The organism is Phyllobacterium sp. MT110 (assembly GCF_058792715.1).
Genome location: NZ_JBXAFE010000003.1, coordinates 1 through 12,729, shown reverse-complemented (window position 1 = coordinate 12,729; position 12,729 = coordinate 1). Strand labels below are relative to the sequence as shown.

Annotated in this window: 10 protein-coding genes; 5 read left to right on the top strand and 5 right to left on the bottom strand. The window is 60.0% G+C overall.

Annotated features, from left to right (window positions below; translation table 11 throughout):
• Positions 1-97: 97 nt before the first annotated feature.
• The 5 genes from AC1Q5O_RS15180 (at position 98) to AC1Q5O_RS15160 (ending at position 5,568) form a co-directional block, all read left to right on the top strand.
• Complete coding sequence (locus AC1Q5O_RS15180; RefSeq protein ID WP_492563977.1) at positions 98-850, top strand: MBL fold metallo-hydrolase; 753 nt, start codon at positions 98-100, stop codon at positions 848-850.
• Between the two features lie 11 nt (positions 851-861).
• Positions 862-1,695, top strand: a complete 834-nt coding sequence (locus tag AC1Q5O_RS15175; RefSeq protein WP_492563975.1) for an ABC transporter permease — start codon at positions 862-864, stop codon at positions 1,693-1,695.
• A complete protein-coding gene (locus AC1Q5O_RS15170; RefSeq protein WP_492563973.1) occupies positions 1,692-2,504 on the top strand; it encodes an ABC transporter permease in 813 nt (270 codons plus the stop codon). Before AC1Q5O_RS15175 ends, AC1Q5O_RS15170 begins: the two co-directional genes overlap by 4 nt.
• A gap of 71 nt (positions 2,505-2,575) precedes the next feature.
• On the top strand, positions 2,576-3,613 hold the full coding sequence (locus tag AC1Q5O_RS15165; RefSeq protein ID WP_492563971.1) for an ABC transporter substrate-binding protein: 1,038 nt from the start codon (positions 2,576-2,578) through the stop codon (positions 3,611-3,613).
• A gap of 476 nt (positions 3,614-4,089) precedes the next feature.
• The gene (locus AC1Q5O_RS15160) at positions 4,090-5,568 is read left to right on the top strand and encodes an MDR family MFS transporter (protein ID WP_492563968.1); all 1,479 of its coding nucleotides are present in this window, start codon (positions 4,090-4,092) and stop codon (positions 5,566-5,568) included.
• 5 nt (positions 5,569-5,573) lie between these two features.
• Here AC1Q5O_RS15160 and ptsP read toward each other — a convergent pair whose 3' ends face one another.
• The 5 genes from ptsP to glpK form a co-directional block, all read right to left on the bottom strand.
• Positions 5,574-8,048, bottom strand: a complete 2,475-nt coding sequence (gene ptsP, locus AC1Q5O_RS15155; protein WP_492563966.1) for a phosphoenolpyruvate--protein phosphotransferase — start codon at positions 8,046-8,048, stop codon at positions 5,574-5,576.
• The gene (gene dhaL, locus AC1Q5O_RS15150; RefSeq protein WP_346305878.1) at positions 8,045-8,674 is read right to left on the bottom strand and encodes a dihydroxyacetone kinase subunit DhaL; all 630 of its coding nucleotides are present in this window, start codon (positions 8,672-8,674) and stop codon (positions 8,045-8,047) included. The genes ptsP and dhaL overlap by 4 nt, the downstream gene beginning before the upstream one ends.
• A gap of 111 nt (positions 8,675-8,785) precedes the next feature.
• On the bottom strand, positions 8,786-9,787 hold the full coding sequence (gene dhaK, locus AC1Q5O_RS15145; RefSeq protein WP_223615867.1) for a dihydroxyacetone kinase subunit DhaK: 1,002 nt from the start codon (positions 9,785-9,787) through the stop codon (positions 8,786-8,788).
• Between the two features lie 15 nt (positions 9,788-9,802).
• Positions 9,803-10,528 (bottom strand): MIP/aquaporin family protein, encoded by a 726-nt coding sequence (locus AC1Q5O_RS15140; protein WP_223615868.1) that lies wholly within the window; start codon positions 10,526-10,528, stop codon positions 9,803-9,805.
• Positions 10,529-10,606: 78 nt separating this feature from the next.
• On the bottom strand, positions 10,607-12,106 hold the full coding sequence (glpK, locus tag AC1Q5O_RS15135; protein ID WP_346305877.1) for a glycerol kinase GlpK: 1,500 nt from the start codon (positions 12,104-12,106) through the stop codon (positions 10,607-10,609).
• Positions 12,107-12,729 lie beyond the last annotated feature (623 nt).

The window sequence follows — 12,729 nt, the reverse complement described above, 5'->3', positions numbered from 1 at the left end:
GACACGTGTTAATAGTAAACACTGTTTCGTAATAAAAAACAAATCCTATCCAAGCAACCTCTTTGTGCCAAGGACAGGATGCTACCAGGAATGAATCATGCACGTGACAGTACTCGGAGCAGGCACCGTCCTTCCCTGCGCCAACCGCAGCCCATCCGGCTACCTCGTTGATATCGCCGAAGAGCGGCTGTTGTTTGATATGGGTGCGGGAACGCTGGCGCGCCTGCATTCGGCAGGGTTCAGCTACCGCGACCTCGACAAGGTTTTTATCTCCCACCTGCATTCCGACCATGTGCTCGATCTCATCGCCTTGCTGCAGGCATTCAATGCCACACCCGGATGGACCCGCACGACACCCCTCACCCTCATGGGCTGCAAGGGTTTGAGCGATTTCGTTGCCGGCATCATGAACCTGTTCGACGGCACGGTGCCGGAAAACTACGAACTGAATATCGTCGAATTGACTGCCGGCCGGCATGATTTTCCCGGCTTCGTCATCGAAACAGCCCTGACCGGCCATACGGACAACAGCCTGGCATTCCGGCTCGAAGCCAATGACCGGGTCTTTGTTTATTCCGGCGATGCAATCGAAAGCGCCGCTCTTGCCGGACTGGCCCCCAAGGCAGACCTTTTCGCCTGCGAGTGCTCCTTCCCCACAGGTTTTGTCACGGCGGATCATCTCACGGCCGATGGCGTTGGCCGCCTCGCAGCGTCTGCCGGGGTAAAACGCGTGCTGCTCACACATCTCTATCCGGATACGGATGACGACGAAGTGGCGCGGCAGGTTAGTTCCGTGTTTGACGGCGACGTCATCGTGGCGCGTGACGGCACGGTGGTGGTGCTGCCGTGAAGAGGATTGGGTTGGGAAACCTCAACCGCACCTGGTTGGGCCTTCTGCCGCTGCTGGCGTTCGTCAGCGCCTTCGAAATCCTGCCGGTCCTCATGCTGGTGAAATCGAGTTTGAGCGGGCCGGACGGCTTGCTGCTGGGCAATTTTGCGCGGGCATTGACGCCATCCATCGCCACAGCCTTCGCCAACAGCCTGCAATTGTCGCTCGCAACGGCCCTGGGCGGGACTCTTTTGGGGACGATCATCGCCTATGCCATTGCCACATCCTCCAACGCCACCGTCCGGCTGTCGCTGACCGCCCTTGCCAATGTCACGGCAAACTTCGGCGGTGCCCCGCTTGCCTTTGCCTTTGTCATCACGCTTGGCTCAACCGGCTTCATCACGATCCTCCTGGGCTATGCCGGTATCGACCTCTATCCCGGTTTCCGGATCTATTCGATCAGCGGCCTGGGTATTGCTTACCTCTATTTCCAGCTGCCACTGGCCATTTTGCTCGTCATCCCCGCGCTGAAGGGGCTGCGACGGGAGTGGCGGGAAGCAGCGGAATGCCTCGGCGCTTCCGGCCTGCAATATTGGACCGGCATCGGACTGCCCATTCTCGCGCCGGCCATGCTGGCAAGTTTTTTCCTGTTGTTCGCCAATGCCTTCGGCGCCTATGCGACCGCGTGGACCCTTACCGGTTCCGACGTCAATATCATCCCTGTGCAGATCGCCGCCCTCGTGCGCGGCGAGGTGAAGCTTGACCCGGCACTGGCTGATGCGCTTGCGGTTCTTTCGCTGCTTGTCATGGGAAGCTGCCTCGTTGCCTATCAGCATTTCATGCGCCGCATGAGGCACGCCGCATGACCATGAAATCCCTCACATGGCGGGCGCCGGTCATCGGTTCCTTCATCGCGTTCATGGTCGTCCCGGTCATCGCAACGGCACTGTTTTCCGTCGCAACCCGCTGGGACCGGACCCTGTGGCCGGAAGGACTGACGCTGAACTGGTGGATCAAGGTTTCATCGCGCTCGGCGTTCCTCGATACGCTGTTGAATTCGCTCTGGCTTTCCGCACTGTCCGTCCTGGTTTCGCTGATCCTTGTGGTGCCAGCGGCCTATCTGGTCCATGCGCGCATGCCGCGGGCCAAGCCATGGCTCGAATTTTTGTCGCTCGTACCCTTTTCCCTGTCGGGGGTGGTGCTGGCGCTTGCTCTCATCCGCCTCTATTCAAAGCTGCCGCTCCCCCTCATCAACACGCCCAATCTTCTGATCGCGGCCTATGTCATCATCACGCTGCCGTTCATGTACCGCGCGGTGATGAATGCCCTTGAAAGCGTGGACACGAACAGGCTTTCAGAGGCGGCCCAAAGCCTTGGTGCCAACCCCGCGCAGGTTTTGCTGCGGGTTATCGTGCCCAACATCGCGCCTGGCATTGTCAACGGCAGCCTGCTGGTCTTTTCCACGGCCTTCGCCGAGTTCGTCCTTGCCAATCTGCTGACCGGCACGCGCTTCAAGACCTTTCCGATCTATCTCGTCGAATTCACGCGTTCCGATGCCCGGCAGGCAAGCGCCCTTGCCTTCATGAGCTTTGCATTCGCCTGGCTCATTTCGCTTGCCATCCTGTGGAGTGCAACACGGGTTCGCCAGAACGCGAGAGCCGATACCCCGCACTGAACGCAAACACCGACATGCACGCCGCAAGCGGGAGCGGCGTGTATCGAACAAACCCGCCTCTGGAGAAAACCATGACCAAGAAACTCGTTACCATGATCATCGGCGCTGCCGTCTTCAACGCCCAGCTTCTGCCGGCGATGGCCGACGACAAGCTCGCCGCCGCCAAGAAGGAAGGCCAATATGTCAGCTATGGCATGTCGGACGACTGGGTCAATCTCGGTACCATCTTCGCCAATATTGAAAGCAAATACGCGCTCAAGCATGTCGATACCGACATGACATCGGCGGAACAGATAACGCACCTTCTCGCGGAGAAGGATGCACCGGTCATGGATATTGCCGATATCGGCTACGATTTCACCGCGCGTCTGCTGGAGAACGGCCTGGCAGCCAGTTACAAGAATACCTCGTGGGACAGCATAAAGCCGCAATACAAGGACCCCGAAGGCCGTTGGGCCGCATCCTATTGGGGCGCCATCGCTTTCCTCGTCAACACGGACAAGGTGAAGGAGCTGCCGCAGACCTGGAATGACCTGCTCAAGCCGCAATACAAAGACATGGTCTGCAGCCGCGATCCGCGCATCTCGACCTACGCAACAGCCTCCGTCCTTGCCGCAGCCTATGCCAATGGCGGCAGCGAGGCCAATGTGCAGCCCGGCCTCGACTGGTTCAAAACACTGCGCGACAGTGGCAACCTGCGCAACGGCGTTGTCCTGAATGTTGGCTCCGTGCAAAAGGGCGAATGCCCGATTTCCCTGGTCTACGACTTCGACGGCTTTGCCAAGCGCGATGCGACCGGCTTGCCGCTCAAGGTCATCATTCCCGCCGACGGTACCGTTGGAATGCTGTTTGCCCAGTACATCAGTTCGGTCGCGCCGCACCCGAACGCGGCAAAGGTTGCCATCGACTATCTGTTCTCCGATGAAGGACAGCTGCTCCTCGCCCAGGGCTATGCCCATCCGACCCGGGACATCGCGCTGCCAGACGACGTGAAGACGAAGATGCTGCCGGCCAGCGCCTATGAGAAAGTGCGTTTTCCAACCAATTTGACCAGCTTCTCCGGCGCGATCAAGGCGATTGCCGATGGCTGGGATAAACTCGCAAAATAGTTGGTTCCAGCACAAACGCGAACCGTGCGCTTACATTGGTAAGCGCACGGTTTCATTATTTAATTTATCATGAAAATGCGACATCTATTTAATATATCGCTATAATTTCAATTTCATTGGTGAAAATCAATTCCTAAAGCCGCACATGAAGACACACATATCCGCCGGAGGCGCGAAGCGGCTGGTTCGGGAATATGATATCAAATATTTATGTCTGTCAGAATTCGTTCTATTGCATTATGGGCAATCAAATGAGAATGCTTGTTCCCATGAGTCGCGTTTGAGTCCGCAAGGAATTTGTTCCGATGCCTCGTTCAATGCTGAGCCTCGCTTTGCCGATGTACATTTCACAATAATCCATCGCACCCGTCGAAATCTCCCGTGATGGTTCGTCATCACAGATGAGACGCATCAAGCGCTTCTGTTGCCGGACAAACCGGGCCTACCCAGATTCCATATCAAATCAAGGCAGCTCCATGACCCATGATACACCGACCTATGCCGATGGGACGTCGTCTGCGTCTCCCGCGCAAGACCATAGCGCCCGCAACAGGCTTGTCATTGCCTTGCTCCTGGTGTCGGCATTTGTCGTCATTCTCAATGAAACCATCATGGGCGTGGCGCTGCCGCATTTGATGGCGGACCTGAAGATAACCGCGAGTGCTGCCCAGTGGCTGACCACGGCGTTCATGCTGACCATGGCCGTGGTGATCCCGATCACCGGCTTTCTGCTGCAGCGGCTGCATACGCGGCAGGTGTTCATTCTGGCCATGTCGCTGTTCAGCACCGGCACATTGGTATGCGCGCTGGCGCCGGGTTTCCCCGAGCTGGTCGTCGGACGGATCGTCCAGGCGTCCGGCACCGCGGTGATGATGCCATTGCTCATGACCACGATCATGAATCTCGTGCCGCCGGAAACGCGAGGCAAGACCATGGGCAACATCTCCATTGTCATTTCCGTGGCCCCGGCCATCGGACCGACCATTTCCGGGCTGATCCTTTCCGCGCTCGACTGGCGCTGGCTGTTTCTGCTGGTCCTGCCGATCTCGCTGCTGGCGCTGGCCCTCGGCACCCTGCGCATGCGCAATGTAACGATTCCGATCAAGGCGCCGATCGATATCCTCTCCATCTTTCTCTCGGCCATCGGCTTCGGCAGTTTCGTCTATGGCCTCAGCGGTTTGGGTGAAGCCGCCATCCATACCCCGGCCGTATCGCCCTGGTTCCCGCTCGTGCTGGGAGCGGTGGTCATCGCAGTTTTCGTCCTGCGCCAGCTGCAGCTGCAAAAGCAGGAGCGGGCCCTGCTCGACCTGCGCACATTGACCATACCGACATTCGCGATTTCGACCGCGATGATGGCGATCCTGATGATGTCGATGTTCGGCGTTTTCATCCTGCTGCCGCTCTATCTGCAGAACGTCCTTGGGCTTTCCACGCTGGAGACCGGATTGCTGATGTTGCCGGGCGGCTTGATCATGGGTCTTTGCGCGCCCACTGTCGGCAGCCTCTTCGACAAGTACGGACCGAAACCGCTGATCATCCCCGGCGCCATCGTCTTGAGCCTGGTGCTGTGGGGTCTGGTCTTCGTGCAGCAGGACACGCCCTTCTGGGTCCTTTTGATTGCGCATATCGTGCTGAGCATCGGCCTCGCGCTCATGTTCACGCCGCTGTTCACGGTCAGCCTCGGTTCATTGCCGCCACAGCTTTATTCCCATGGCAGCGCCATGATCGGCACCACCCAGCAGGTGGCCGGCGCGGCGGGAACGGCGCTGTTTGTCGCCATCATGACCTTGCGTTCGGCGAGCCTTGCTGCGGGCGGGGCCGATATTCTGACCGCCACCACCAGCGGCATCAAAACCGCTTTTCTCTGCGGAGCGATTATCTCGCTGGGTGCCGTTGTCGCAGCGTTCTTCATCCGGAAACCTGAAACGAGCCAGGCTTCAGGCGGGCATCACTGAATGGTTCAAGCCCGTTTCGTCGAACGCTGATCGCCGGTTTCGCCATCCGAAAGGATCTGCCGCACATCGGCCGCTGAAGCAGCATCCTGCCAGCGGTCCCGCAGACCCCGCAGGTTTGCCTCTGTTCCGCGCAATCGCTTTGCCACACGCGGCAGGGATGCCGCCCCCATGCTGAGCTTGGTCACGCCGGACGCAACAAGAAGAAGGGCTGCATCGGGATCGCCTGCGGCTTCACCGCAGACGGAAACCGGAATATTGGTCGCTCCCGCCGCTTCGACAATATCGCGGATGAGCGAAAGCACGGCCGGATGGGCCGCATCGGCAAAGGTGCCAAGCCGTGGATTGCCCCGTTCCGCTGCAAGGGTGTACTGGGTCAGATCGTTGGTGCCGATGGAAAAGAAATCCGCCGCATGCGCAAACTGTTTCGCCGTCAGCGCGGCAGCCGGCACCTCAACCATGATGCCGAGATCAATCGGCCAGCGATGATCGATTTTTGCAGCATCGAGCGCCACATGTGCCTCGTCCAGTGCGCGGCGCGCCGCGTGCAGTTCGTCGACCTGCGTCACCATGGGCAGCATGATCCGCACATCGTGCCCGGCGGCAGCGCGCAGGATCGCACGCAGCTGCGTCTGGAAGATTGCCGGTTCCGCGAGGGAAAGACGCAGGCCACGCACACCGAGGAACGGATTGGCCTCTTCGGGCATGTTCATATAGGGAACCGGCTTGTCCCCTCCGGCGTCCAGCGTGCGCACGACAATCGGCTTGCCCGCGAATACGTCGAAGATCGCTTTGAGTTCGCGCATCTGCTCGATTTCACCGGGGGCCTCCTGCCGGTCCAGGAACATCATCTCCGTGCGCAGCAGACCGATGCCCAACGCACCGGCCTTCACTGCAGCCTTGGCATCGCCAACGCCGACAACATTGGCCCACAGCTCAATTCGGCGCCCGTCCCGCATTTCGATGCTGCCGTCAATCAGGGGGGAGCCGGAAGCATCCAGCTTTTCTTCATCGCGCGCCTTGACGAACGGTGCGCTTTGTTCGGGTGTCGGATCGAACAGAACAGCACCGGTGGCGCCATCGAATGCAACGGTTGCCGCATCCGCCGGAACAAGTGCCCCGGCATTGGCGATGGCCGGAATACCGGCTCCGCGCAACAGGATTGCCGCATGCGATGTCGCGCCGCCGCGCCGCTCGATCACACCCAGAACCTGAGCGGGATCGAGAACAAGGGCTACGGACGGCGGCAACTCGTCCGCAAGCAGGATGGCTGGCGGCCCGGCCGGCAGTTCAAACGCCGCACGGCCGAGCAACGCCGCGATAATTGTATCGCGCAGATCGAGCAGATCGGCTTCGCGCGCACGCAGATAGGCATCCTCAAGGCTGCGATATGCCAGTGCCGCCTTGTCAAAGACCGCCGAAACCGCCGCGGTTGCATTCAATTTTTCATCGGTGATTTTGGTCCGGGCCGCGGGAATGAGTCCAGGCTCGGCCAGAAGTCCGATTTGAACAGCCGCGATGTCTCCCGCCATGCCATGCGTCTTGCCCAGGGTTTCGCCGACGGAAGCAATGACAGCATCCAGACGGGCAATTTCGGCCTGCGGATCGGCAATGGATGCGTTCGACACCTCGAGCACGGGGCGCTTGAGAACAGTCAGCGGTCCAACGGCGATCCCCGGAGAAACGGGTGTCGCATTGCCTTTTGCAACGACTTGCGCCGGTGCTGCTGCAGGGTCGGCCTTGCCTGCCAGGCTCTGGATCAGGTCGCGCATGGCGGATACGGCCTCTTGTGCATCCGCACCGCTCGCCGTGATGATGAGGCGATCGCCTTGCCGCACGCCAAGCGTCATGAGGTCGATCATGCTGACCGCCGAAGCGGCTGATTTGTTGCCGTCCGCCCGGGCAATGCCGATCTGCGATTTGAATTTTGCAGCCAGTGCCGCAACCTGCGCGGCGGGGCGAGCATGCAGACCATGCGGATCCGGAATGACCGCCTCCGCCGTGGCATCGGGCGCGCCGGTATCTGCCGGTGCGGCCTCCGGCGCGGACGACACCTCACCGCCCAGCTGCTCGATCTTGGGCCGCAGCGCCTGCACCGCCTGACGTTCGACCTCCGCGCGCGGCAGGCCCTGCCCTGCTGCCACCGCAGCCGCGATGGCACCTTCGACAAACGGCGCCGCCGATAAAATCACACGCGTGCGCTGGTCGCCCTCGGTCAGGTCCAGCGCCATCTCCGCCGACAGAAGTGCGCTGCCGAGATCCATGAGCACGAGACAGCCTGCCGGATGGTCCGCCTCGGTCAAGGCTTCGAGAATTCGCATGGCGTCGGTGCCGATCTCGTCACCATTGTCACCCATTCCGGCGGCGCAGATGATCGTGACCGTATCCCCGGTCATCTGCCGCGCCAGCGCGGCGACACCCTCGGCAAGCATGCGGGAATGCGAAACGAGGATGAGCGCGACGTGATCAGACGCGCCGCTCATGCTGCGGCAACATCAGCGAGTGCTTTAAGCAGGTAATGGGTGGACGTCGCGCCGGGATCCTGATGCCCCACGCTGCGGTCTCCGAGATAACTCGCTCGGCCCTTGTGTGCCACGAGCGGAATGGTTGCCTTCATGCCGGTTTCGGCTGCCGCCGCGCTCAGGGCCAGCGCTTCGGCGAGCGGCTTGCCGGCGGCCTGCTTCAGCGCATCGGCGGCAGGAGACAGCGCATCGATCATGGTCTTGTCGCCCAGCGCCGCCTTGCCGCGCTGTACGATGCCGGCAAGGGCGGCTTCCAGGCAGGCCGTCCAGTCGGCAAGGGTGAGATCAGCCTTGCCCGTCGCCTTCACCGCAGCGCTGAGAAAAAATGTCGAATAGAGCGGACCGCTGGCGCCGCCTACGGTCGAGAGCAATGTCATCGCCGCCGTCTTGAAGACCGCAGCGGCATCCGGGAATGACTGATCCGCCAGTTTGGCTTTGACCGCGAGGAAGCCGCGGGCCATGTTCTCACCGTGATCGCTATCGCCAATCGGCGCATCGAGTTCCGTCAGATAGGCCTTTTCACGCTCATAGACATCGGCAGCACGGTTGATCCACGTGACAAGCGTTGCGACGGACAGCACATCCATTTGAGTATCTCCCGGATAGATTTTGACAACAATGGTCCCACCCCGCGAACGGGATGGGACTTGATTTCACAGCTTGGCCGAAGCCCGGACAGAGGGCTTCAGCCGATCATGTCAGGCGCCCCAGCGCAGCGATGGCGTGACCACCGGAGCGTCCCAGAACTTCACCATTTCATCGTCCAGCTTCAGCAGGGTGATCGAGCATCCCGCCATTTCCAGACTGGTGACATAGGACCCGACAAGATTGCGGACGACTTTCAGCCCGTGTTTCGCCGCGATCTCATATGCCTTGCGATAGACGATATACAGTTCGATCTGCGGCGTTCCCCCCATGCCATTGACGAAGAGAAGCACATTGTCGCCGCTCTTGAAAGGCAGGTCCTCGAGAATGGGCTCGAGCAGCATTTCCGCCACGCGATCCGCACTCTCCAGCTTCACCCGGTGCCGGCCCGGCTCGCCATGAATGCCGATACCGATTTCCATCTCATCCTCCTGCAGGATGAAGGATGGCTTGCCCGCATGCGGCACGGTGCAGGCCGACAATGCCATGCCCATGGAGCGGCCGTTGGCATTGACCCTGCGGCAAAGATCGGCCACCGGTGCGAGCGGCATCCTGGCTTCTGCGGCACCGCCGCATATCTTTTCCGCCAGAACCGTCGTGGCAACGCCGCGCCGGCCGGCGGTCCATGTCGAGTCCTTCACCGCCACGTCATCGTCGATGACAACACTCTCGACATCGATGCCTTCAGCCCGGGCAAGATCGGCGGCCATTTCGAAATTCATCACATCGCCGGTGTAGTTCTTGACGATGTGAAGAATGCCTGCGCCGCCGTTGACCGCCTTTGATGCTTCCAGCATCTGGTCCGGGGTCGGGCTGGTGAAGACCGCTCCCGGACACGCTGCATCGAGCATGCCCCGGCCGACAAAGCCGCCATGCATGGGTTCATGACCGCTGCCGCCCCCCGAAAGGAGGGCGGTTTTTCCCCGAACGGGCGCATCGGCCCGCGTGATGAAATTGGGGTTGCGGTGGACTCGGATCAGATCGCCATGGGCGGCAGTCATGCCGTCCAGAGCTTCCTCCACGACAGCGTCGGGAGCGTTGATCAGCTTTTTCATGCCAGCCTCCTTGGGTTAAATCAGGGCCTTGATGAAGAACGCAGCAATGATAGCACCAACGATAGGACCGACCACCGGAATCCACGAATAGCCCCAATCGGAGCCGCCCTTGCCGGAGATCGGCAGCACGGCGTGGGCAATACGCGGTCCAAGATCGCGGGCCGGATTGATGGCGTAACCGGTGGTTCCGCCGAGCGACAGGCCGATGGCCCAGACCAGCATGGCAACCATGTAAGGTCCGATGGCCGGGGTGATGCCGGCGCCTGCAACCGCTTTCGAGAAGATGGCGGCAATGACGAAGACCAGCACGAAGGTGCCGATGATTTCACTGATAAGGTTTGCCCCCGTATTCCGAATGGCCGGTCCCGTGCAGAAAACTGCAAGTTTCAGGCCGGCGTCCGATGTTTTCGCCCAATGCGGCAGATATTGCAGCCAGACGATGACCCCGCCGAGGAAAGCACCAATCAGCTGCGCCGGAATATAGGACGCGATCTTCGAATAATCGCCCGATACAACAGCAAAACCGATTGTCACTGCCGGATTGATGTGCGCGTCGGGGCTGCCTGTCGATGTGGCGACAAACACGCCCGCGAGCACCGCAAATGCCCAGCCAGCGGTGATTGCCACCCAGCCCGCATTCTGCGCCTTCGAACCCTGCAGCAAAACACCGGCAACGACGCCGTCGCCGAGAATGATGAGCATCATCGTCCCCAATAGTTCACCGATAAATGGTGTATGCATAGTCTCCTCCTCCTAAAAATGATGATGAACGGAACAAAGGGAGCTGCGACGAGCGCAGCTCCCCCAATTGACGATGTATTAATCCACCCAGTCAAGCGAACGGGTTACAGCCTTGTTCCAGGCAGCAAAGAGCTTGGTACGCTCGGCCTTTGACATGGCCGGATGCCAACGCTTGTCGACACCCCAGTTTTCCACGATGTCATTGGTGGATTTCCAGTAACCGACGGCGAGACCGGCCGCGTAGGCCGCACCCAAAGCCGTGGTCTCGATGACCTTCGGGCGCACGACCGGCACGTCGAGAATGTCCGACTGGAACTGCATCAGCAATTCATTGACGGTCATGCCGCCATCCGTGCGCAGTTCCTTGATCTCGACCTTGGAGTCCTTGACCATGGCGTCGAGCACTTCGCGCACCTGGTAGGCGCTGGCCTCGAGCGCCGCACGGGCAATGTGTCCCTTGTTGGCAAAACGTGTCAGGCCGGCAATGACGCCGCGGGCGCTGTCCTTCCAATGCGGCGCATAAAGACCGGAAAACGCCGGGACAAAATATACGTCGCCATTGTCTTCCACCGTCCGGGCCAAAGCTTCGACGTCGGGGCTTGTCTGAATGATGCCGAGGTTGTCACGCAGCCATTGCACGAGGGCGCCGGTGATGGCGATGGAACCTTCGAGGGCATAAACCGCCTTCTTGTCCCCGAGCTTGTAGCCGACCGTCGTCAGCAGGCCGAAGGTCGATGGAACGAGCTTTTCACCCGTATTCATCAGCATGAAGCAGCCGGTACCATAGGTATTCTTGGCTTCACCCGGATTGAGGCATGCCTGGCCGAACAATGCCGCCTGCTGATCGCCGAGAATGCCGGCGACGGGCACGCCCTGGAGCGGCGCAGCCTTGATCTCGCCATAGACTTCACTCGAAGAGCGGATGGTCGGCAGGCAGGCGCGCGGAATGTTGAAGAGCTTGAGAATCTCGTCATCCCAATCCAGGGTCTTGAGGTTCATCAGCTGCGTACGGGAGGCATTCGTCACATCCGTGATGTGAATGCCGCCATCGGCGCCGCCGGTGAGGTTCCAGACCAGCCAGGTATCGATATTGCCGAAAAGCACCTCTCCTGCCTCAGCCTTGGCGCGCGCGCCGGGCACGTTGTCGAGAAGCCAATGCAGCTTCAATCCGGAAAAATAGGTCGCAAGCGGCAGACCTGTCTTTTCGCGCAGCCGATCCTTGCCGCCGTCCTTCGCGTAGCGGCCGACGAGCTGGTCCGTACGGGTATCCATCCAGACCACGGCATTGTGCAGCGGCGCGCCTGTCTTCTTGTCCCAGAGAACACTTGTTTCGCGCTGGTTGGTGATACCGACCGAGACCAGATCCGATGCGGAAAGCTTGGCTTTCTTGAGCGCACCGGCAACGACGCTCATCGTGTTGCGCCAGATCTCGATCGCGTTGTGTTCAACCCAGCCGGGTTTGGGAAATATCTGCTCGTGTTCCTTTTGATCGACGGCAATAACAGTACCCTTTCGATCAAAGATGATGAAGCGGGAACTGGTTGTGCCCTGATCAATGGATCCAACATATTTCGTCATACTTTCCTCCTGTTTCTTCTCTTGCGTTCGGTGTGGTGTTTCGGCTCGGCCAGAGATCGCAACCGCAAGCCTCCCGGCTCCCCAGACGGATTGCGATCCCCTTGGTTTGGATGTCGGATGGTGAATTGAAAACAAGGTTTTGAACAGCCATTGCGCCGCGGCAAGCGGCGCGTTTTGGACTGGCGGCCATGCTCAAAAGAAGTGACGGCGTGCACGCTGGTCCGGCAGGCTCGCGATCGGAGAAACGCCAGATCCTGCTATCGGATACCCCGCAAAACGCCGTGTCCACGGCGGGCTGGGCAACGCCGCAGCCGTCGAGATCAACTCCGAAAACAATGAGCCCGTAAGGACGTGCTTGCACGTGCCACCCCAACTCTAGCGTTCCACCGGATACAGCCGCTGTCTAAGCGATCATTTGTCGTTGATGAAACGATAACCGAAACCAAACGCGAAGGCAAGGAATGTAAAGTGAAAATAAAACGCGCATTCACAACCGCTTACACGCCACTGAATGGGCTGGCCTCACGGCCAGCCGCCACCTGCTATTGCGCTCGGCGCAGGACGGTTTTGGCCATGAAGGTTTCGAGGGCGTCGGTTTCTGCGGCGGTGACATGCAGGCCGAC